The organism is Companilactobacillus alimentarius DSM 20249 (assembly GCF_002849895.1).
GTDB lineage: Bacteria > Bacillota > Bacilli > Lactobacillales > Lactobacillaceae > Companilactobacillus > Companilactobacillus alimentarius.
Genome location: NZ_CP018867.1, coordinates 285,550 through 308,596, shown reverse-complemented (window position 1 = coordinate 308,596; position 23,047 = coordinate 285,550). Strand labels below are relative to the sequence as shown.

24 protein-coding genes are annotated in these 23,047 nt (G+C 36.2%); 4 read left to right on the top strand and 20 right to left on the bottom strand.

What is annotated here, in order from left to right; genetic code table 11:
• Positions 1 to 18: 18 nt before the first annotated feature.
• From LA20249_RS01590 to LA20249_RS01560, 7 genes are all read right to left on the bottom strand, one after another.
• Positions 19 to 1,020 (bottom strand): rod shape-determining protein, encoded by a 1,002-nt coding sequence (locus LA20249_RS01590; protein ID WP_057739283.1) that lies wholly within the window; start codon positions 1,018 to 1,020, stop codon positions 19 to 21.
• Positions 1,021 to 1,113: 93 nt separating this feature from the next.
• Positions 1,114 to 1,749 (bottom strand): RadC family protein, encoded by a 636-nt coding sequence (gene radC / locus LA20249_RS01585; RefSeq protein ID WP_244946205.1) that lies wholly within the window; start codon positions 1,747 to 1,749, stop codon positions 1,114 to 1,116.
• A gap of 11 nt (positions 1,750 to 1,760) precedes the next feature.
• Complete coding sequence (locus LA20249_RS01580) at positions 1,761 to 3,026, bottom strand: bifunctional folylpolyglutamate synthase/dihydrofolate synthase (protein WP_057739281.1); 1,266 nt, start codon at positions 3,024 to 3,026, stop codon at positions 1,761 to 1,763.
• A gap of 75 nt (positions 3,027 to 3,101) precedes the next feature.
• Complete coding sequence (locus LA20249_RS01575) at positions 3,102 to 5,750, bottom strand: valine--tRNA ligase (protein WP_057739280.1); 2,649 nt, start codon at positions 5,748 to 5,750, stop codon at positions 3,102 to 3,104.
• Positions 5,751 to 6,220: 470 nt separating this feature from the next.
• On the bottom strand, positions 6,221 to 7,438 hold the full coding sequence (thiI, locus tag LA20249_RS01570) for a tRNA uracil 4-sulfurtransferase ThiI (protein ID WP_057739279.1): 1,218 nt from the start codon (positions 7,436 to 7,438) through the stop codon (positions 6,221 to 6,223).
• A gap of 9 nt (positions 7,439 to 7,447) precedes the next feature.
• Positions 7,448 to 8,593, bottom strand: coding sequence for a cysteine desulfurase family protein (locus tag LA20249_RS01565; RefSeq protein ID WP_057739278.1), 1,146 nt, complete (start codon positions 8,591 to 8,593; stop codon positions 7,448 to 7,450).
• A 74-nt stretch (positions 8,594 to 8,667) separates the two neighbouring features.
• Complete coding sequence (locus LA20249_RS01560; protein WP_083477943.1) at positions 8,668 to 10,356, bottom strand: septation ring formation regulator EzrA; 1,689 nt, start codon at positions 10,354 to 10,356, stop codon at positions 8,668 to 8,670.
• 323 nt (positions 10,357 to 10,679) lie between these two features.
• Here LA20249_RS01560 and rpsD point away from each other — a divergent pair, with 323 nt between their 5' ends.
• Positions 10,680 to 11,291 carry a 30S ribosomal protein S4 gene (gene rpsD, locus LA20249_RS01555; RefSeq protein ID WP_057739277.1) on the top strand — a complete coding sequence of 204 codons (612 nt, stop codon included), beginning with the start codon at positions 10,680 to 10,682 and terminating at the stop codon, positions 11,289 to 11,291.
• Positions 11,292 to 11,350: 59 nt separating this feature from the next.
• Here rpsD and LA20249_RS01550 read toward each other — a convergent pair whose 3' ends face one another.
• The gene (locus LA20249_RS01550) at positions 11,351 to 11,950 is read right to left on the bottom strand and encodes a DUF1054 family protein (RefSeq protein ID WP_057739276.1); all 600 of its coding nucleotides are present in this window, start codon (positions 11,948 to 11,950) and stop codon (positions 11,351 to 11,353) included.
• A gap of 51 nt (positions 11,951 to 12,001) precedes the next feature.
• Between LA20249_RS01550 and LA20249_RS01545 the strand changes: the two genes are divergently transcribed.
• From LA20249_RS01545 to LA20249_RS01535, 3 genes are all read left to right on the top strand, one after another.
• A complete protein-coding gene (locus tag LA20249_RS01545) occupies positions 12,002 to 13,288 on the top strand; it encodes a replication-associated recombination protein A (protein WP_057739275.1) in 1,287 nt (428 codons plus the stop codon).
• 7 nt (positions 13,289 to 13,295) lie between these two features.
• Positions 13,296 to 13,574 (top strand): hypothetical protein, encoded by a 279-nt coding sequence (locus LA20249_RS01540; protein WP_057739831.1) that lies wholly within the window; start codon positions 13,296 to 13,298, stop codon positions 13,572 to 13,574.
• A 76-nt stretch (positions 13,575 to 13,650) separates the two neighbouring features.
• Positions 13,651 to 14,124, top strand: coding sequence for a universal stress protein (locus LA20249_RS01535; RefSeq protein WP_057739274.1), 474 nt, complete (start codon positions 13,651 to 13,653; stop codon positions 14,122 to 14,124).
• An 86-nt stretch (positions 14,125 to 14,210) separates the two neighbouring features.
• On the opposite strand, the gene LA20249_RS01530 is transcribed toward LA20249_RS01535, so the two are convergent.
• The 12 genes from LA20249_RS01530 to LA20249_RS01475 all read right to left on the bottom strand — a co-directional run bounded on the left by LA20249_RS01530 (position 14,211) and on the right by LA20249_RS01475 (position 23,041).
• The gene (locus LA20249_RS01530) at positions 14,211 to 15,068 is read right to left on the bottom strand and encodes a helix-turn-helix transcriptional regulator (RefSeq protein ID WP_057739273.1); all 858 of its coding nucleotides are present in this window, start codon (positions 15,066 to 15,068) and stop codon (positions 14,211 to 14,213) included.
• A 103-nt stretch (positions 15,069 to 15,171) separates the two neighbouring features.
• The gene (locus tag LA20249_RS01525; RefSeq protein WP_057739272.1) at positions 15,172 to 15,468 is read right to left on the bottom strand and encodes a glycine cleavage system H family protein; all 297 of its coding nucleotides are present in this window, start codon (positions 15,466 to 15,468) and stop codon (positions 15,172 to 15,174) included.
• 9 nt (positions 15,469 to 15,477) lie between these two features.
• Positions 15,478 to 16,677, bottom strand: a complete 1,200-nt coding sequence (locus tag LA20249_RS01520; RefSeq protein WP_057739271.1) for an FtsW/RodA/SpoVE family cell cycle protein — start codon at positions 16,675 to 16,677, stop codon at positions 15,478 to 15,480.
• 11 nt (positions 16,678 to 16,688) lie between these two features.
• Entirely contained in the window at positions 16,689 to 16,910 is a 222-nt protein-coding gene (locus tag LA20249_RS01515; RefSeq protein WP_057739270.1) for a DUF2969 family protein, read from the bottom strand.
• 11 nt (positions 16,911 to 16,921) lie between these two features.
• Positions 16,922 to 17,215 (bottom strand): membrane protein insertion efficiency factor YidD, encoded by a 294-nt coding sequence (yidD, locus tag LA20249_RS01510; protein ID WP_057739269.1) that lies wholly within the window; start codon positions 17,213 to 17,215, stop codon positions 16,922 to 16,924.
• A 1-nt stretch (position 17,216) separates the two neighbouring features.
• Positions 17,217 to 17,399 (bottom strand): DNA-directed RNA polymerase subunit beta, encoded by a 183-nt coding sequence (locus tag LA20249_RS01505; protein WP_057739268.1) that lies wholly within the window; start codon positions 17,397 to 17,399, stop codon positions 17,217 to 17,219.
• An 8-nt stretch (positions 17,400 to 17,407) separates the two neighbouring features.
• A complete protein-coding gene (gene mreB, locus LA20249_RS01500) occupies positions 17,408 to 18,397 on the bottom strand; it encodes a rod shape-determining protein (RefSeq protein WP_057739267.1) in 990 nt (329 codons plus the stop codon).
• A gap of 105 nt (positions 18,398 to 18,502) precedes the next feature.
• A complete protein-coding gene (gene murA, locus LA20249_RS01495; RefSeq protein ID WP_057739266.1) occupies positions 18,503 to 19,825 on the bottom strand; it encodes a UDP-N-acetylglucosamine 1-carboxyvinyltransferase in 1,323 nt (440 codons plus the stop codon).
• A 24-nt stretch (positions 19,826 to 19,849) separates the two neighbouring features.
• Positions 19,850 to 20,083, bottom strand: coding sequence for a DUF1146 family protein (locus LA20249_RS01490; RefSeq protein WP_057739265.1), 234 nt, complete (start codon positions 20,081 to 20,083; stop codon positions 19,850 to 19,852).
• Between the two features lie 122 nt (positions 20,084 to 20,205).
• Positions 20,206 to 20,634, bottom strand: a complete 429-nt coding sequence (locus LA20249_RS01485; protein WP_057739264.1) for a F0F1 ATP synthase subunit epsilon — start codon at positions 20,632 to 20,634, stop codon at positions 20,206 to 20,208.
• A gap of 17 nt (positions 20,635 to 20,651) precedes the next feature.
• Positions 20,652 to 22,103, bottom strand: a complete 1,452-nt coding sequence (gene atpD / locus LA20249_RS01480) for a F0F1 ATP synthase subunit beta (protein WP_057739263.1) — start codon at positions 22,101 to 22,103, stop codon at positions 20,652 to 20,654.
• Between the two features lie 20 nt (positions 22,104 to 22,123).
• Complete coding sequence (locus LA20249_RS01475; protein ID WP_057739262.1) at positions 22,124 to 23,041, bottom strand: F0F1 ATP synthase subunit gamma; 918 nt, start codon at positions 23,039 to 23,041, stop codon at positions 22,124 to 22,126.
• Positions 23,042 to 23,047: the final 6 nt, after the last annotated feature.

Here is a 23,047-nt window from a genome sequence, read left to right as displayed (position 1 = left end):
AAAACGGGATTAACCCGCTTATTTTTGGCGACGCATTACATCGATATTTTTAAGTGATTCTCCAGTACCGATAGCCACACAATCTAGTGGGTCTTGAGCAATGAACACAGGAACTCCAGTTGCTTCTGAAATAACTTCTGGTAGATGGTGTAATAAAGCTCCACCACCAGTTAAAACAATACCATGATCGATAACATCGGCAGCAATTTCAGGAGATGTTTCCTCAAGAGTTTCTTTAATTGTTTCAATGATCTCTTCGACATTTTCATGAATAGCAGTTGCTATATCTTCGCCAGTTAATTGAACCGTCTTTGGTAAACCAGTAACTAAGTCACGTCCACGAATTTGCATTGGATCAATTTCTTTAGCTTTTTCAATGGAAGCTGAACCAACTTGAATCTTAACGTCTTCAGCAGTTCTCTCACCAATTTGCAAGTTATAATTAGATTTGATATAAGCTGAAATCGACTCATCGAACTTATCTCCAGCTACACGAATCGAACGTGACGATACGATACCACCTAATGAGATAGTAGCAACATCAGTTGTACCACCACCAATATCAACAACCATGTTACCAGTTGGATCCATAACAGGTAGTCCTGCACCGATAGCTGCAGCAAATGGCTCTTCAATCACATAGGCTTCACGAGCGCCCGCATGTTGAGTAGCTTCAATAACGGCTCTTTTTTCAACTTCAGTAACACCACTAGGAACACAAACCATAACTGATGGCTTAGAATTCCCCGCTGATTTTTCAATGAAATATTTCATCATGGCAGCAGTTGTATCATAATCAGCAATCACACCATCACGCATGGGACGAATAGCTGAGATACTACCTGGAGTACGTCCAATCATCTCACGGGCATCAGAGCCCACAGCAACAATTTCTCCTGTATTATTATTTTTTGCGACAACAGAAGGCTCATTTAACACGATACCCTTGCCTTCTGCATAAACTAATGTATTCGCCGTTCCTAAATCTATGCCGAGCTTCTTTGATCCAATACCAAACAATTTATTTCTCTCCTTTAAAGTACACACCACATTTTACGCTAATCAAAATTATATCATATAAAATAACGATTTAAAGTATGACAAAACTATATCCTAAATTAAATTTAAACTCTTTAAACTTGAATACGATTTCTTTGTAATAATCAAATGATCTAGTAAGTTAATTCCTATTAAATGACAGCATTTTCTTAACCTCAAACTAAACGCTTGGTCATTCTTAGAAAACATCATTGATCCATTGGGATGATTGTGGGCAATTATTATCTGTGTCGCTGAAATTCTCAAGGCTTCCCGCAATATATCCCTAGGATGAACTGTTGCTTGATCAATTGTACCTACAAAAATAACTTTTTCATCTATTACATGATAACCATTATTTAAATAAACAGCTACTAGCTTCTCTTGTGGAGCATGACCTATTCTATTTATTAAGTGTTTTCCAACATCATCAATTGAAACAACCTCATCAGATAGGGTGTCAGACTCGACTTTTCTAGTACCAAGTTCAATTGCAGCCAAAACTTTACAGGCTTGGGCCACTCCAATACCATTAAAAGCCATTAATTGATCTAAATTCAAATCTAAACCATCCGAATTATAAACAATTTTTCTACCTAAATCCAAAACGCTGTTTTTCTTAGTACCGTTACCAATAATAACGGCTAATAATTCTTCATCTTTTAAAGTGCTGACACCATATGTCAAAATTTTTTCTCTTAAATTTATCATCATACTAGAAATTACGAAAAATAATTTTCCAAATCCGAAATTAAGTAAAAAGAACCAGTTATCAATAGCATTTGCTTTTCACTCAAATTAGCAATAATTTTCTGTAATTCCCGATGGTAGTTTTCAATAAAAGAAATATTCCCGTACTGTGATAAATCATAATCACTCACACCAGCAGAACGTTGCATTTCTAAAGTAGTTATATAAATATGCTTCACTCTTGGAGCTAGTTCTTGAATAATTTCACTGCGATCCTTATCTTTCATTCCAGCATACAAAACAATTATATCTTTATTTACATAGTTTGTAGTCAAAGAATTAATTAAATTGTAAATTGCTGAAATATTATGTGCCCCATCCATCATTATCAATGGATGTTTTCTTACAATTTGTGCTCGTCCTAATAAAGCATGACTATCTAAATTTTTCAAAATCAAATCACTTGAAACAATCTGATGATGCTTCTCAGCATAACGGCTATACGCACAAATTGCAATCGCGGCATTTATCGCTGTAGTTTTTTCAAATCCATTACAATGTACCTTCTTAATTGTTACCTTATCATCATAATATGTAAATGATATTCTAAAATTCTTTGTTTGAAAATCATTAATTCCAAAACTTTGACCAAATTTAAACAATGGGCTGGATAACTTCTCAGCTTCTTTAGCAATAATCCCCTTAACCGAATCATGTAACGCTCCAGTTATGATTGGCGTATTTGCTTTAATAATACCAGACTTTTCAGTAGCAATATCCTGTAAAGTCGGACCAATCAAAGCCTCATGATCCAAATCAATTGAAGTAATAATTGAAACATCCGGAATAATCACATTGGTCTTATCATGCCGTGCTCCAATTCCAGCTTCAATTACCGCAACATCGACACGCCCACGGAAATAAAAATAACCCAAAACCGTCACAAATTCAAATTCAGCTAGAGGAATTTGTCCAATCTTTTCAATTAATAGGTTAACATTTTTTAATAAATCATCATTAGGAATATATTGATGGTTTATTTGAATCCGTTCATTAAAGATTTTGACATAGGGTGAAATGAATAATCCAACCCTTTTACCATCTGCTTCTAACAGATTAGCCAAAAAATTACTAGTCGTTCCCTTGCCATTAGTCCCGGTAATATGAATGGTTTCATAACTATTTTGCGGATTGCCCAAAATTTTTAAGGCTTTTTTTATATTATCTAAATTATTAGTTCGATGGAACTTTGGTAACGAGTGAATATAGTTCACAGCTTCTTGATAACTACTTAGCAATTCTTATTCACCTCATTTTTTCTTAAAGAAAAGGGGTTGGACATTTGCCAACCCCAATAATTATATACTCATTTTTTATTTATTTTCTTTTAATTGTTGAATTCTTTGTTGAACTTTAACTTGACGAGATTGATAATCAGCCAATTTTTCCTTTTGTTCATTAACCACTTTTTCCGGAGCTTTAGCCACGAAATTCTTATTCGACAATTTCTTATCTAAACGTGTGATTTCCTGATCCAATTTCTTCATCTCATCGTTTTGACGAGCAATTTCCTCATCAAGATCAATCAATTCAGCCAATGGAACCGACAATTCAGCACTATTAGTTACTGTGGTCATTGCTAATGCAGGTGCAACAATATCAGTTGCCACTTGCAATTCCTTTGGATGCATGAAGCGGTCAATATATTCTTTATTGTTCAAAATAATATTTTTAACCTTTTCATCCTGGGGTTTGATCAAGATATCAACAGCTTTAGACATAGGAGCATTAGCTTCCAAACGAATCTTTCTCAATGATTTAATTAAGTCAATCAAGACATCCATTTGAGCAACCGCGTCATCATTATCCAACTCAGCCTGATATTCTGGATATTTGGCTTGCATAATAGTTTTACCATTATGAGGCATCGTCAACCAGATCTTCTCAGTTACAAATGGCATAATTGGGTGCATTAATCTGAGTGTTTGATCAAGTACATAAGTCAAGATCATCTTCTTTTGCTTTTTGGCAACCTCATCATCCCCTGTAAGAGTTGCCTTACTCATCTCAATGTACCAATCGCAGAAATCATTCCAAATAAAGTTATAAAGATTACGACCTACTTCACCAAATTCGAAGTTATCCATTAAGCGATTTACTTCTTTAACTGTGTGATTCAATTTAGCTAAGATCCACTTATCTGACAAATCATAGTTAGTTACTTGTGAAAGATCATCCATTGCTGGTGTATCGTCATCAAGATTCATAATAACGTAACGTGAAGCATTCCAAATCTTATTGATGAAGTTCCAAGCTGAATCCATCTTGTCATAACTAAATCTAGTATCTTGTCCTGGAGTTGATCCATTCATTAAGAACCAACGCAAAGCGTCAGCACCATATTTTTTGATAACATCCATTGGATCAATACCATTACCAAGTGATTTACTCATCTTGCGACCTTGCTCATCACGAATTAATCCGTGAATAACAACGTGTTCAAATGGTCTCTTGCCAGTAAATTTCAAGCTTTGGAAAATCATTCTTGAAACCCAGAAGAAAATAATATCGTAGCCAGTAACTAAAGTATCAGTTGGGAAATAGCGTTTATAGTCATCAGCGTCAGTATCTGGCCAGCCCATAGTTGAAAATGGCCACAAAGCGCTTGAGAACCATGTATCCAAAACGTCAGATTCTTGGTCCCAATTTTCAATATCTTTAGGAGCTTCTTCACCGACATAAGTTTCACCAGTCTGTTTGTTATACCAAGCTGGAATTTGATGTCCCCACCAAAGTTGTCGTGAAATAACCCAGTCATGAACATTATCCATCCATTGTGTGAACGTTTCTTCAAATCGTTCTGGGACAAAGTTTACTTTTTCATCGCCTTGTTGATTCTTCAAAGCCATTTCAGCAAGTGGCTTCATCTTCACGAACCACTGTGTTGAAAGTCTAGGTTCTACTTGAACGCCTGAACGTTCTGAATGTCCAACACTGTGTACGTATGGTTCAATATTTATCATATAACCTTGATCTTGTAAGTCTTTAACGATAGCCTTACGAGCAGCAAAGCGATCTAAACCGTTATACTTACCGGCATTTTCGTTCATTGTTCCGTCAGCATTCATTGTATTGATCCGCTTGAGATCATGACGATTACCAACTGCAAAGTCATTAGGATCATGAGCCGGAGTAATTTTAACCATACCAGTACCAAATTCTTTATCAACATAATGATCGGTAATGATTGGAATCTTACGACCAACTAGTGGTACGACGATTTCTTTACCAACGATGTCTTTATAACGATCATCGTCAGGTGCAACTGCGACTGCCACATCACCAAACATTGTTTCTGGACGTGTCGTAGCAATCTCAATGTAACCAGAGCCATCAGCATAAGGGTACTTAACGTGATAAAAGGCACCTTGATCATCCTTATGGATAACTTCAATATCTGATAAAGCTGTTTGTAATTGTGGGTCCCAGTTAATAATGTACTCACCACGATAAATTAAGCCTTCATTGTACAATTGAACGAAAACTTTACGAACGGCTTTGGACAAACCTTCATCCAAGGTAAATCTTTCACGGGAATAATCAAGTGATAAACCTAATTTACCCCACTGTGATTTAATGATTTTGGCAAATTCATCTTTCCAATTCCAAACTTCTTTGACAAACTTCTCACGACCAAGGTCATAACGAGTAACGCCTTGTTCGCGCAACTTAGCTTCGACTTTAGCTTGTGTTGCAATTCCGGCATGATCCATTCCAGGAAGATATAGTGTATCGAATCCTTGCATACGTTTGTAACGAATCAAAGTATCTTGAATTGTTGTATCCCAGGCATGACCCAAGTGTAATTTTCCAGTAACATTTGGTGGTGGAATAACGATTGAATAAGGTTTAGCTTTCTTATCGCCAGAAGGTTTAAAATCATCGTCATCTAGCCAGGCTTGATAACGTCCCTCTTCGACTTCTTGCGGATTATATTTGGTATCCATGTCGATTTCTCTCATATGTTTTCTCCTTAACTTTTCAATTCATAATAGCTGCTGTATACGGACGTCTACGACGTCCCCATAACAGCTTCTAAGTGGCTCAGCCACTAAATTCTTGGCATACGGACGTCTACGACGTCCCCATAACAGCTTCTAAGTGGCTCAGCCACTAAATTCTTGGCATACGGACGTCTACGACGTCCCCATAATAGCTTCTAAGTGGCTTAGCCACTAAGAAGCTATAAAAAAAAGAGCCCTCATCCCAATAGGACGAAGACTCGCGGTACCACCTAAATTAAGAGTCAACTTGACTCTTCACTCAACAGATAACGGTGGCCCGATCATTATGATAGCTCACAGGTAACAATTAACTAGCTTGATTTGGCAATTCACACTCACATGCCTTCTCTGAAATCTAACTAATTAACCCTCCTGATCAAAGCTGATAAATTGATAATAAATCATATTTTTGTAAACGTCAATTAAATTTATAGCAAACTACTGATGTTTTTTTGATCACTTTCCATGAACTTATCGCCATGTTCAATTGTTGTGATCTTAATACCTTCCATTGAACGCTTGATCAAACCGTCAACATCGAGAGAACTTTCAAATTTGCGTGTCTTCTCAATGCTAGGACGGGTCTTTGGTGATGGTGGTGCAAAGACCGTACAGCAGTCTTCAAATGGCTGAATTGATAAATTAAAAGTATCAATTTTTTCAGCTAAACGAATAATCTCTGTCTTATCCATTGTTGCAACGGGACGTAGGATTGGCGTTGTCGTTACATCGTTAATTGCTGCCATACTTTCCAAAGTCTGGGAGGCAACTTGTCCAACTGCTTCACCGTTAAAGATGGCTAAACCATTTTCTTTTTCACGAATCAAATCGGTCAAGCGTAACATAAAGCGACGTTGAATTGTCATTAAATAACCTTCAGGAACGCCGGCTTTAATTGTTTCCTGAATCTCAGCAAAAGGAACCTCAATAAATTTGATATTACCACCGAAGGCAGTCAATTTTGAAGTTAACTCCTTAGCTTTGTTCAAGGCTTGCTCTGATGTATATGGCGGACTAAAGAAATGAACCATTTCGATATCGACACCACGTTTCATCGCCAAGTATCCGGCAACGGGTGAATCAATTCCGCCAGACAACATCAACATAGCTTTTCCAGCTGTACCAACTGGCAGACCACCAGCACCTTTCACAGTCAAATATGATAAATAAATCCCATCTTGTCTGACTTCGACTGAAATCTTAATATCAGGTTTCTTCATTTCAACATCAATTCCTGGGAATTCATCACAAATAGCATCCCCAAGTTGTAAGTTGATTTGATTAGTATCTAGTTCATAAGTATGGTCTGAGCGCTTTGTTCCCACTTTGAAACTCATGCCTGGTTTATAAGCTTCATGCATCATTTCAACAGCTTTTTTCTTCACATCTTCAAAATTACGTGAAACTTTAACACTCAAAGAAAAAGTTTGAATACCAAAGACATTCTTTAACTTCTCCATAACCGGCTTAGCGTCGACACCATTTAATTTAATATGCAGACGATCACGATGTGGTTGCATTCTTAAATCAGGATAATCTTTCAAAACTTTAGCAACATTACCATGAAGGCGGTCGATAAAGCTTTTACGATTCTTCCCCTTAGTTGATAGTTCGCCATAACGAACCATAATTTCCGTATATTCCATTTGAATCTCCTAGTTCAAAATTTGGAAATGATCATGAATTTCATCTAAATTCTTAATGAATTCATCCATTTCTTTTTCTGTATTACTTTCATCCAAGCTGACACGCACAGCACTAGTTGCGACATTTTCTTGAACATTCATAGCTTTTAATGTACCTGATTCGAGACCTTTTTTAGATGAACAAGCACTAGTTGTTGAAATATAAATATCACGTTCCTCAAAAGTATGAACAATCGTCTCGCCACGAACGCCATCAATTGTGAAACAAATAATATGAGGAGCAAAGTCGTCGCCAATCTTAGAAAAGACATGAACGTTGTCCAAAGTCTTTAAGTGATTGACTAATTTTTCCTTCAATTGTTCCATCTTGTCAGCTTTTTGTGCTTCATTCTCTTTTAACAAACGAATAGCTTTAGCCATACCAGCAATTGCTGGAGTATTTTCCGTACCACTACGAAGGTTTGACTCTTGACCGCCACCAGCCATCAATGGCTCCAATTGTTTACCTTCTTTCATATAAATAAAGCCGATTCCACGTGGTGCATGGAACTTATGACCTGAGAAAGTATAGTAATCAACTCGTGGATCGATAAAACGATCTTGAAGATTCTTTCCAATCGCTTGGACCGAATCAACATGGTAGCTAATGCTAGGATAATCTTTTAAAACGTTAGCAATCTCATGAATTGGTTGAATCGCACCAATCTCATTGTTAACTGCCATTGTTGAAACCAAAATTGTATCTTTTCTAATAGCCTTTTTCAAATCATCTGCACTGATGTGACCAGACTTATCAACTGGTAAATAAGTTACTTCAAAACCTAACTCTTCTAGTTGATGCATCGTATTCATAACTGAGGGATGTTCAATCTCAGTCGTAATAATATGCTTACCGAATTCACGCTTCTTAAAAGCAGTTCCTTTAATAACCCAATTATTTCCTTCAGTACCGCCACTGGTAAAGACGATTTCATCCTGCTTAAATCCTAATAAATTCGCAATTTGTTTACGAGATGTTTCTAACAATTCATATGCTTTCAAACCCAATTTATGCAAACTAGAAGGATTACCAAAATATTCCTCGCTAGCAGCATTGTAAGTTTTCAAAACAGAATCGTTAACTTTAGTTGTTGCACTGTTATCAAAATATATCATGTCTGCCTCACCAAAACAAAAAGGCCTCACGGCCTAAAATTTTATCTCTTATAACTTAACACAAAAGTAACCTATCATGCAGTAATTGTTTCTTTTATTCGAGCAACTGATCCAGATTCAACGCTTTCGAGTGCCTTTGAAATAACCTCTGTCGCTTCATCATAATTGTAATCATTATCAAATAAAGACCTAGCTCTTACTAATTGATCCGTAAACTCTGGATTCTTGTTTGCATAACGATTAGCATATTGCAATAACTTTTCGGTAAGAACAACATTGTATTTTAACTTCTTCGTCTTCTCAACCAAATTACTCAAATCTTCTTGAGTTACAATGACCTGTTTACTAATATCTTCCATATTAATTTGTTTAGCATCTAATTCATCGTACAATTTATTGATTTCATCATACACCATATAAAAGTAATCTAAATAATCATCTGGCAAACCGTTCAATCGCAATTGTTCAACCATTTTCTTTTGAATCTCTAGTCGTTTAGCATAGTCATCCACACTGTTACGAGCAATCTGTTCACTTGATAGCATCTGATTCAAATCATCATTAATAGTCTTTTCACTGGCTTCAATATCATCCAAGTGTTTGACTATTTCCTTGAAGTCATTTCTTACTGCTGAAAACACAGCTTTTTTGTCGGCAATTCTTTGAACATCTGCATCGTATTCTTGTCGAACCTCATTTAACATCGTGAAATTATCATTAAAGGTCTTTACCGTCTTGTCAGTTAAGATATACCCTTCTTGCAACTTTTGAATACGAGTATCAAGTCGATTGTGTTGGAAAACAGCATGATTTAAATAATCTAAAACTGGTTTTTGCTCTTTTAAAACATCTTTCTTGCCGTCGATTTCCACTGTCAAAGTTTCATATAGATCATCGATTCTTTGCTTAATATCTTCATTTTTAGTATTAACTGCATCGAAGTTAAGCTCACCCAATTTAGTATTGGACTCATCAATTTCATCTTGTGTCTCAGAAATTAATTGCACAATATCATCTTGAAATTGAAAATACTGTTTAACCAGCTTTTGATACACACGCTTGATTTCATCGATTTGACCTGGAAAAACTTCATTTAAATCGTGAAATAAGGGCTCAATCACCTTTAACTGATCTGTAATCAATCCTAATTTCAACTTGATGTCATCTAAATATTGACTAGCTTCAATGTGATCCCCCTTATTAGTCAATTGTTTCTCTTTATCAAGTAAATTAGCAATCTCTGATAATTCATCTTCCAATTTATCCGTTGCCGAACCGTAATTAAAGGATTGTGTCAAAACTTGTTTCCGCAAAGATTGATAATTTTTTTGTAATTCCTCACTATGAGTGGCATTTCGCTCATTGCTGACTAATAGATCATCAAAACCTTTGGAAATTTCACTTAATTTCTTTTCAAAATCAGCTACTTCAGTATTAGTTTTTTTCAAGAGACTAGAAGAACCAAACACCTTAAATTCCGTATTCCGATATTCAGCCGTCCTCATCTGCGTCAAAATATCAGAGAAATTTTGATCAGTTTGTTTCTTATAATCATCTTTAAGTTGATTGAAGCGATCGCTACTTGCTCCAGCCAGCTTCATTTTTTCCAACTTTTCAATTTTGTCATCTAATTTTGCTTTTTTTAATTGTTCTGTTTGATCTTTTAACTTATTAAGCGTCGATGCGTTTTTCTTTTGCAAAAACCACATATACCATAAGAAGATCAAAATAATCAATATTATTCCAATAATAATTGCAAACACTTTTACACCCCTATTTGACAATTAAGTCTTATCTTAGGGAAATTATACCAAAGTTTATTGGCATTATTAGTGCTATTAACTTTTCATAATAAAGTTTTAAACTATTAGAAAAAAATTACTTTGACAATTGCTATTAATCACGTTACACTAGTCATCGTGTAAAATATGCAGCAAAGGACGGCAAGAACGTCAACAGTTATCGACGATTTAGTTCAACCAGTAACCTGTGGCTGCGCATGGTGAAGCTTGTAACGGTAACTGCACGAATGCTAAGTTCTAGTTAATTATTTTACTCCAGACAAACATTTTGGAGGAATATATTTATGTCAAGATATACAGGACCACGTTGGAAATTATCACGTCGTTTAGGAATTTCACTTTCAGGTACAGGTAAGGAAATTGCCCGTAGAAACTATGCCCCAGGTCAACATGGACCAAATGGTGGTCGTCGTAAGGTTTCAGAATACGGTCAACAATTAGCTGAAAAGCAAAAGTTACGTTTCATGTATGATGTTAACGAACGTCAATTCCGTAACTTGTTCAACCGTGCCGGTAAGATGGAAGGAATCCACGGTGTTAACTTGATGATCCTTCTTGAACAAAGATTGGATAACTTAGTTTACAGATTAGGTTTCGCAAGTTCACGCCCACAAGCTCGTCAACTTGTAAACCATGGTCACATCACTGTTGATGGCAAACGCGTTGATATTCCTTCATACGAAGTTAAAATTGGTCAAAAGATCAGCCTTCGTACAAAGTCAAAGGAACTTGCAATTGTTAAGGATAACCTTGAAAACGTTGTTGGTCGTCCTGGTTTCGTTAACTATGACGAAAACTCAATGGAAGGTTCACTAGTACGTAACCCAGAACGTGACGAACTAGAACCAAATATTGACGAATCATTGATCGTTGAATACTACAACCAAATTCTTTAATATTTGGACAAAATACATTCACTCTTTGGTGGATGTATTTTTTTTACAAAAAAAGCCGCCTATTTAGCGACCTCCTCATTGAATAAGACTAAATACTTACTCAAATTCATAAATTTATCTTTCAACAATCTGTCATAATCACCAGCTATCACGATTGGATCATTTTGTTTTAATTCAAAACCAATAACCAAATCACTAGATTTAACTTTTTGATAATGACTAATGACTTGCTTAAAGTCACTGGCTGGTTTCATTTCGCTCGAAGTATGATTATTCGATACGCCCCACCCGTCTTTTATGATCTCATTTTGATATTTCTCTAAAATGGGATAGTAATCGCCACGTTGCCGGATATCAGCCAATAGACTAAACGTAATAAAATAGCGATCGGGCCACAAACCAAATTCCAAATGCGGAGTCTTTTTATAGCCCTTTTTATCCTGATTAATTGCTAACCAAGTATCAGGTGGTGGATTTTTCGTTCGACGTTGGTGTTTAGCAATTTTAAGGAAAAATTTTTGGTGATATTCTTTTTCAAGCGATTGAAGTAACTCTTGACCTAAAATTTCAAATTTTGGGTCTAAGTCACTTCTAATCAAGTTTAATCGCCCACTCAAGGTATCATCATTGAAAACTTGAAAATCTTTTTTATCAAACATGTTCTCAATCCTTTGTTGTAGAATATACATATCAATTATATAGGAGGAATTATGCAAAAACCATTAGCATATCGAATGCGACCGACAAATATTGATGAAATCGTTGGGCAACAGCACTTAGTTGGCCCCAATAAAATTATTCGTCGTATGGTAAAAGCCAAAATGCTATCGTCGATGATTCTCTACGGCCCTCCTGGGATCGGCAAAACTAGTATTGCTAGTGCGATTGCTGGGAGTACAAAATATGCTTTCAGAAAACTCAATGCAGCAACCGATAGTAAAAAAGATTTACAGATTGTTGCCGAAGAAGCCAAGATGAGTGGTACAGTTGTCCTTTTATTAGATGAAATTCATCGACTAGATAAAACTAAGCAGGATTTTCTCTTGCCACTATTAGAAAGTGGTTCAATTATTTTAATTGGGGCGACGACTGAGAATCCATACATCAACATCAGCCCTGCTATTCGCTCACGTGTGCAGATTTTTGAGCTTCATCCACTAAATAGTGATGATCTAAAAAAAGCCGTTAAGAGAGCTCTTAATGACGATAAAAATGGTCTAGGTAAATACCACGTTCAGCTAGACGAAAATGCTCTAAATCTCTTGGTTGATTCAACCAATGGCGATCTAAGAAGTATCCTCAATGGCTTAGAATTATCAGTTCTGTCGACAGAACCCGACAAAGATCAAACGATTCATATTGACCTTAAATCTATCGAGGAATCAATTCAAAGAAAAGCTATCTCAGCTGATAAGAACGGTGACAGTCACTATGATGTGATCTCGGCTTTTCAAAAATCTATCCGTGGCAGCGACCCCAATGCAGCTCTTCTTTACCTTGCACGGCTTTTAGAAGCGGGTGAATTAACGTCTGCAATCAGAAGATTATTAGTTTGTGCTTATGAAGATGTTGGGCTAGCTAATCCTCAAGCTTGCAGTCGAGCGGTTCAAGCAGCTCAGGTTGCTCAAATGGTCGGTTTACCCGAAGCACGTATACCTCTAGCCGATGCCGTTATTGACCTGTGTCTTTGTCCCAAGTCTAATTCTGGTATGAACGCTATTGATACAGCCTTAGAAGATGTTCGAAATGGGAAAGCTAGTTCGATCCCTGACGACCTCAAAGATGCACACTATTCTGGCGCCAAAAAACTCGGTCACGGCGTTAATTACAAGTATCCTCACAACTACCCTAATTCTTGGGTAAAACAGCAGTATCTGCCTGATAATTTAATTAATAAAGAATACTATCAACCTAAAAGTACTGGTAAGTATGAACAAGCATTAAATCTACGTATGAAACAAATTAATGAATGGAAACAAAATTCAAAACGGAGTTAAACTATCTATGATAATCAAAGTATTAATGATCTTTTTCATTGTCTTCCTTTTAGCATTAGCTTACACATTATGGTCTCACAGCGATAAAAAATTTCTGATTTATTCGCCAAATGAAAACTTAACATTAAAAAATATTATGCGTTTTACAGCCATCTTATTAGTTCTAGTTTCAATCCTTGGAATAGTTATTCTAATTATTGGTAGTGAGGAATCAAACTTGATAACTTTGCTACTTGGCAGTTTAATTGCAGCTGCTTTTTCAATTTATTTAGCAAATATTCGCTGATGACTGTATTTATTTACCTTAATCAACTAAAATGGATATATAAAAGCAGTAATACTACACTAACGGGGTGATAATTATGTTACAACAATATAAAAACATTCTCGTACCAATTGATGGTTCATTCGAAGCAGAATTAGCTTTTAAAAAAGCGGTTGAAGTAGCCAAAAGAAACAATGCAGCAGTTCATCTGTTGCATGTTATTGATACTAGAGCTTTCCAAAACGTTTCTAGCTTTGATTCAACAATGGTCGAACAAATTACTGAAAAAGCCAAAGAAACAGTTAAGAGTTACGTCAAAACAGCTAAAGACGCTGGATTAGATGAAATTGATTACAGCATTGAATACGGCGCTCCTAAGGCTATCATTGCCACTGATTTCCCTAAGAAATTAGGAGTTGATTTAATCATGATCGGAGCTACTGGACTCAACGCCATGGAAAGATTATTAATCGGTTCAGTTACTGAATACGTTACTAGAACAGCAGCTTGTGACGTTCTAGTCGTAAGAACTGATCTTGATAACCAAGCTATCAAAAAACCTAAAAAATAATTAATTCAAATTATAACTATTAAAAGAGGACCGATTCTTTCGAATCGATCCTCTTTTTTTGGAAATTAATAAATTATTTTTTTATATTAAAAGATATTTAAATGCATATCTTTCACTTTAGATTTTAACTTCTCAAATACTTGTTTATTTTCACTAACGCTTGAAATCACATAGGCCTTGATATAATCTTCATCAGTCTTTTGACCTTCACGAGTTCCCGCATCAGCTAAGTAACAATACATTTCATCAAGCTTGAATAATGTTTGTTCTTTTCTTGCAATGAAAATACCTTCGTTTGCATATTCGACAGCCTGTTGATTATCATCTAATCTCAATGACAGATCAGCCATATTAGCATAAATCAAAATACTATCATGATAGTTCTCGTCGCCAATTTTATCCAAACTAGATTTGATCAAGTCTTTGGCTTGATCGTAATAAACTCTAGCTTCATCGTCCGACTTCTTATTGATGTAAGCCTTGGCCGTAAAGATATCAATCAAGATATCATACATATCGACATTAGCAATATTCACATTCATGGCGCGATTAAAGTCAAAGATTGCTTTGTCATAATTCTTACTTGAAACATATTCAATTAAACCGTGGAAAAAGTGAATCAACTTGATTTCCTGTTTATTATTGACATTGATGTTATTGAGCTTACCCAGTTTATCACTAATCCCATCAAAGTCATCTTCATAAAATGACTTTTTAATGTCACTGATTATTGAATAAATTTGACTATCGTCATTGACGATCACGAGGTTCATTGTGATACCCAGTCTCTCACAAATGCGAACCAATATTTCCATACTTGGAATCTTGTCTTTTTTTTCAATCAGGCTGACAGTTGCCTGTGTACAAATGCCATCAGCTAATTCAGATTGTGAAATACCTCTGAGTTTTCTGTAATGGCGAATTTTTTCACCTAAGATTTTCATTCTAAACTATCCCCATTCATTTATTAATTCCAAGGATAATTTAAACAGTTATTAAAAAATGTTGCAAGAAATATGCAGCAATAAAAAGATAAATTTTAAAAATTTAATTATTTACTTCAAAGAACCATGCGTCTTTTTCAGTACCATTTAATAATTCAGGATTATCATTTAATTTATCATTGACCTTGACGATTTTCCCGCTAACTGGCGATTCCAACTCAACCACAGCCTTTTGCGCTTCAATCTCGCCACTGGATTCTCCCTTTTTTACGTCAGAATCTAGATCAGGCAATTCGACATATTTGACATCGCCTAAAGTATCTTGAGCCTCTTTTGTTAGACCTATACGAGTTGTATGCTCGTCCTTTTTTATCCAATAATAATTCTTTTTATCACTCATCATAAACTCCTACCTTTGCTTAAACGTTCCATTTTCAAACATATAACTCTTATGATGGAATCTCATTGACATAATCAAACCAATTCCAATCATATTACCAAACAAAGCCGAACCACCTTGAGAAATAAACGGTAACGGAATACCAGTCAATGGCAACAATCCAACACTCATACCGATATTTTCAAAGACGTGGAACAAAATCATCATAATAACGCCAGTTGAAACATAGGCATAAAACTCATTTTTAGTATCAAAAGTTACTTGAACCATTTGATAAATCAATAAGAAATACAATAAAATCAAAACGCAAGAACCCACAAATCCAAAATTCTCACCAATTACTGAAAAAATCATATCTGATTCACGAACCGGTACATAAACATTTGATACGTTAAAGCCTTTACCAAATAACTGACCTGACCCGATGGCTTTCATATTCTGCCAGATCTGATAGCCATTCTCGGTCGTATCCGCTGACGGATTGCGCCAACTGTCAATACGAGCAAATTGGTAAGATCTAAATCCGAAATTACCTAGTATCTCACGACCCCAGTCAGTCGTGGCAAACAGTAAAGCTGTACCACCGACAACAGCCAAAATAGAAAATCCGATTAACAAAATACGCCAATCTATACCTGAAACTAAAATCATTCCACCTAAAATGGCAACGAAAACCAAAATTGTACCAAAATCATTTTGCAATTTCAAAAGCACCATAACTGGCAAAGTCCACAAAAGCAATTTTCCAATCAAAACAAAATCATTCTTGATTGTGTGTGTGTACTCACTGTTGTGATTTGTGATAACTTTTCCCAACATTAAAATAAACGCCGGCTTCATTACCTCAGAGGGCTGAAACGTAAAGGAACCTATTGCAAACCAACTTTTAGCACCAGTATTTGCTGCATATGAACGACTGTAAAAAATCAAAACCAAAAATAGTAACGCCAGTCCAGCAAAATAAGCATAAGTCGCCACCTGCCAGAGTTGTTCTGCATCAAATTGCATAATAATTGCAATAATGATTGCTCCCATGACGTACCAAGCAAATTGCGAAACTACGTTTCTTAATGGATTTTGAGAATCTTGAATCGTTGCTACATAAATAGACATCAAACCAATTATTGCCAACATCATTACGGAAAAAATTATTCCATAATCAATTCTCGAATCTACATCGTTCTTTTTATTTTCATTTCTTATTTGCATATCTACACCTATTAATGATTATGTAAATTATATTGCATCAACAGCTCATTTATCGCATCATCAAGTTTAACTGACTTAAAAGGAGTGTCATTGCTTTCAACAAATGATAAATAACGTTCTCCTTCTTTCTTGATAGTACCAACATAATGTTTGCCATCCCAAAGTTCATACGTTTCAGGATCGCTGCTGATATCTTTTAAATTTATTTCAACTGATTTTTTTCTTCTAGACATTGAATCTTTTCCTATTCTTCGTTATGAAATTTTTTTGCTATAATTTCATCTTCATATTTTTCCGGATGAGGATTTCTAAAAATGGTGAAATTATCTGGTACGGGATCTACCCCACCACGCACAAAGGGATTACAACGTATTATTCGTGCAATCCCCATAATGGCACCTAAAATTCCACCGTGTTTTTTTACTGCATCAATAAAGTAAGTCGAACACGTTGGGTAATATCGACAACTGGGTGGTAAAACGGGTGATATGAACTTTTGATATAACTTAACGAATCCAATTAAAATCTTTTTTAACATTTTACCTTAAGAAGTCAAACATATGCATCCATGTCCCAGGCCACAAAACAGCTAAAGGATTAGAACCACCCAAAGTCGAACCAATCAACATACCCAAAACTAAAAATATTAACATCAATAATAGTACCCAACCTATTTTTTTGAAAATATCTCGACGATATTCTTTACCAAAATCTCTTTTCATTTTTCATCCTAGTATTTCTTATGTTTTTCGATATTCTCTAACAAAACTCCAGTACCTAATGCTACGGAATCCAATGGACTATCGGTCATCAATACTGGTACTTGCAACTTCTCTGAAAGTAGTTTATCAAGATTCTTCAATAAAGCACCCCCACCAGTTAACATAATACCACGATCAATAATATCTCCTGACAATTCTGGAGGTGTTTGTTCCAAAACGTTTCTAGCAGCATCAACAATTTGATTGACCCCATCAGATAAAGCGTTTTGAACTTCAACCTCATTAATTGTAATTTCTTTTGGCAATCCAGTGACAACATCAATCCCACTGGCTGAAAATGTTTTATTCTCATCAGCGCCAATAACGCAGCCAATCTCAATCTTAATTTGTTCAGCTGTTCTTTCACCAATGATAAGGCCATGATTTTGCTTCACAAAGCTTTGAATAGCACCAGTCATCTTATCACCCGCAAAGCGCAATGAACGGCTTGTAACGATGTCTCCCATGGAAATAACAGCGATATCGCTTGTACCACCACCGACATCTATAACCATGTTACCTTGAGGCTTAAAAATATCAAGTCCCGCACCAACAGCAGCTACCTTAGGTTCCAATTGCAAATAGACCTTACCGCCACCAGCTTGTTCAGCCGCTTCAATAATAGACTTCTGCTCCACTGGAGTAACATTCGTTGGTGCACAGATCATGATCGTTGGCTTAGAGAAACGACTACCCATCTTCAACTTATCAATAAAGTATTGAAGCATTTTCTCAGTAATATCAAAATCGGCAATCACACCATCCTTTAAAGGACGGATTGCTTTAATATTAGCTGGAGTTCTACCAACCATCAAGTAAGCATCTTTACCTACTGCTACCACATCATTGTTCTTCGTATTAATTGCTACGACAGAGGGTTCATTTAGAACGATTCCCTGTCCTTTTACATCAATAAGTACATTTGCTGTACCCAAATCAATTCCTAGATATTTCGACATACTATATCCTCCAAAATCTAAACACAAAAAGTATATCATAACCAGCTCAATCATTAAATTACCAATAAAAAAAGAAAGTGGAACTTCCACTTCCTTAAGCTAACTTTAAGCCAATTTTGTAACACTTGGTATTGTATTCAATACTAAACTTTCTCGACCAGATTCATCGACAGCTACACGTCTTATATTAGCGCCTAAGTTCCTTAATTTCTCAGTGAAATGGTAATATCCACGATCCAAATATTGAAGGTTAGAAACTCTTGTTTCGCCTTCGGCAACTAAACCTGCCAATACAAGTGCTGCAGCGGCACGTAAATCAGTTGCAGCAACATTAGCACCACTCAATTGAGCCGGACCAAACATTATGACAGAATTACCTTCAATTTTATAGTCAGCCTTCATTTTTCCAAATTCTGGAAAATGCATAAATCTATTTTCAAAGACAGTTTCTGTCATAACGGTCGTTCCAACACTCAATAATTGAGCCAAAGTCATTTGTGCTTGCATATCTGTTGGGAATCCAGGATGAGGCATTGTTTTAACATCAACTGGTTTCAATTGATTATTGCCAGTAACACGAATACCTTCGTCTGTTTCCTTGATTGAAACGCCCATTTCAATTAATTTAGCAATAAGTGGACGATTATGAGCGGCAACAGCATCTTTAATAAAGATGTCACCATTAGTTACAGCAGCTGCAACCATAAATGTACCAGCTTCAATTCGATCCTGCATAATTGAATGTTCACATCCATGCAAGCTTGATACACCATTGATACGAACTGTATTTGTACCAGCCCCTGTAACATCAGCACCCATTTTACTTAAAATATTAGCTAAATCAACGATTTCTGGTTCTCTGGCAGCATTGTCAATTGTGGTTTCACCATCGGCAAGAGTTGCTGCCATCATAATATTTTGTGTAGCACCAACACTTGGGAAATCAAGATAAATGTTTGCACCATGTAATCCATCAGTTTTGGCGTCAATAAAACCACCATTTTGATTAAAAACAGCACCCATAGCTTCAAGACCCTTGATATGCAAATCAATAGGTCTGGAGCCAATTGCACAGCCACCAGGCATAGCAACATGGGCTTCTTTATTTCTAGCTAGTAGAGGCCCTAAAACAACAATTGAAGCACGCATCTTATCGACTAGATCTTCAGGAGCTGTAGTAGATGTCCCTTCACTTGTATCAACCGTCAATACTTCGTCAATTTCATCATATGAAACTTTAGCATTCAAAGCTTTTAAAACTTTTGACATTGTAATTACATCTGATAACGGAGGGATATTTGTTAAAGAGGTTTTCCCCTTAGACGCCAAGATAGTCGCCGCCAAAATTGGTAGGGCCGCATTCTTAGCGCCTTCAATTCTTACATTTCCCTTTAATTGCGTAGGTCCATTTACGATTATTTGTTGCACAATATTCTCCTCCAAAACCTGGAATCATTTAAAAAGCAAGACTATATTCTGGGATAAACTAAATATGCTCATAAAAAAAGAGCTGACAGTATAGCCAAGAGCGATTGAAATAAACGCTACAAGTAATTGTAACATTTTAGGATTAGTTTTGTTATATATCTTTTTCCAATCCACAACTTGTAATATATTAAAGCTTATCCATATGAAGATAATATGGCTTACAAGCGTAATTATTGCATTTATTCCTAAATTTGTCATTTTATAAACCTCACTTTTCTAGATAATAACATTTTTACAATTAGGGAGACTTCTTTCTTCGAAATACTTTAAAATTATTTAAAAAAAAAGACTGAGTCTCCTCAGTCTTTGAATTACTTATATCAATTACGATGTGAACTTACGTTAATTCTATTGATAGCTTTACGTAAGGATACTTGTGCACGAGCCAAATCATCAACGTTGTGTTTTTGTTCCGCAACCTTAATTGTCTTTTCAGCCTTTTGCTTAGCATACTTAGCACGTCTTAAATCAATATCTCTAGCTCTTTCGGCACTATTAGCTACGATCGATACTAGACCATTACTAAACTCCAAGAACCCGCCATTAACAGCAATTGAGTCCTCATGATGAGGCTTGTCGACACGACGAACACGAACCTCGTCAATAATCAATGGGGCGATGATTGGAGCATGATGTGCCATGACACCAATCTCACCGTCGATAGTACTCAATACAACGAGTCTTGCATGATGGTCATAAACGACACCATCAGGAGTAACAATATTGACCTTCATAACATTATCAGGCATATTATTTCCTCCTTCTGTTAATTAGCAACTGCTTCACTAGCATTGTCTTCTTGTTCATCAGCTGGTTTCCAGCCCATCTTCTTAGCTTTAGCAATAACGTCATCCATTCCACCAACACCATTGAAGGCATCTTCAGGAATATCATCGTATTTACCATCCAAGATAGCACGGAAATCTTTAACTGTATCGGCAACTGGAACATATGATCCAGGTATACCAGTAAATTGCTCAGCAACACTAAAGTTTTGTGATAAGAAGAATTGGATACGTCTTGCACGTGCAACGACGGTCTTTTCTTCATCAGACAATTCATCCATACCCAAGATAGAAATGATATCTTGAAGTTCATGGTATCTTTGAAGAACCTCTTGAACCTCTGTAGCAACGTCATAATGTTCTTGTCCGATTACATCTGGATCAAGAGCAACTGATGATGAAGCTAATGGATCAACAGCTGGATAAATACCTTGTTGTGTTAACCTACGTTCCAAGTTGGTTGTAGCATCCAAATGAGCGAAAGTTGTAGCTGGAGCAGGATCAGTATAATCATCGGCAGGAACATAAACGGCTTGAATTGAAGTGATTGAACCCTTCTTAGTAGAAGTGATTCTTTCTTGCAATTGACCCATTTCTGTAGCCAATGTTGGTTGATAACCAACGGCTGAAGGCATACGACCAAGCAAGGCAGAAACTTCTGAACCAGCTTGGGTAAATCTAAAGATGTTATCAATAAATAATAGAACATCTTGTCCTTCAACATCACGGAAGTACTCAGCAATTGTTAAACCTGTTAAGGCAACACGCATACGAGCACCGGGTGATTCGTTCATTTGACCATAAACCATGGCTGTTTTAGCAAGAACACCGGATTCCTTCATTTCATAATAAAGGTCATTACCTTCACGTGTTCTTTCACCAACACCAGTAAATACTGAAATACCACCATGCTCTTCGGCAATATTGTGAATTAATTCCTGGATTAGAACGGTTTTACCAACACCGGCACCACCGAACAAACCAACTTTACCACCACGAACGTAAGGTTCGAGTAAATCAATAACTTTGATACCTGTTTCAAGAATTTCAGTTGATGTATTTAATTGATCATAAGCAGGTGCTTGACGGTGAATACTCTTTCTTGGAAAATCAGCAGGAAACTCTTTTCCTCCATCGATTGATTCACCTAAAACGTTAAACACACGACCCAATGTTTCCTTACCAACTGGTACGGAAATTGGACCGGCAGTATTGATAACTTCAGCACCTCTTTGAAGTCCATCAGTAGAACTCATGGAAATAGCACGCAAGGCGCCATCACCTAATTCTAGGGCAACTTCAAGGGTAATTTCGGATCCATCATTTTTCTTAACTTTAAGTGCATCGTTAATTTCTGGCAAGTCGCTATCAATAGCGAACTCGACATCGACAACAGGTCCGATTACCTGAATAACTTTACCTTTGCTACTCATATATTTGGCTCCTTTCTAAACTATTCAAGTGCAGCAGCACCACCGATAATTTCGGTGATTTCTGTAGTAATTTGAGCTTGACGAGCACGGTTGTAATGTAATGACAAGCCTGAAATGAGGTCGTCAGCATTATCAGAAGCACTCTTCATAGCAGTTACAGAAGCGGCATGCTCTGCTGTTTTTGCATCCATCATTGCTCCTAAAACTAAACACTCAATATATTGAGGCACAATTGCAGATAGAACTGCTTTAGGGTTTGGTTCTGTGATGTATTCACCAGCTACTTGTTGTTCTTCAGCACTAACATCATCAGGTTCTGTTAATGGCAAAAGTTTCTGAGTTGTAAAATTAGAAACCAATGAATTAACGTGATGATTATGACAAATTATAATTTCATCAAACAATTCTGCTTGATACATTTGTAATATTGTCTTCATAATTGGCGTTATATCTTCAACAGTAGGAATATCAGGTAAACCTGTATATTCGTATGCTACATCGAAACCACGTGTTTTGAAGAACTCAGTACCCGTAGTACCTAAAGAAATAATAGTAAATTTACTATTGTCACCATGATATTTCTTTTGGAAAAGATCCATCATAGCTTTCAAAATATTACTATTATATCCGCCAACAAGACCACGGTCACTAGTAATGACGACATAGGCGGTCTTCTTAACTTCACGAACTTTTAAAAGACTGTTCAAACTCAGCGGATCAGTAGAGTCATCAGCAACTGACAATTCCTTGAACACATCAGCCGCTGTTAAATGTCTGACGATATCTTCAACCTTTTTTTCATACAATTGATAAGCAACTGACTTCTTTTCAATACGAGAGAGTTTAGCACCAGAGACCATTTGCATGGCCTTTGTTATTTGACCGGTTTTCTTAGTAGAAGAAATTCTTCTCTTAATATCCATAAGGGACTCAGCCATTATTTA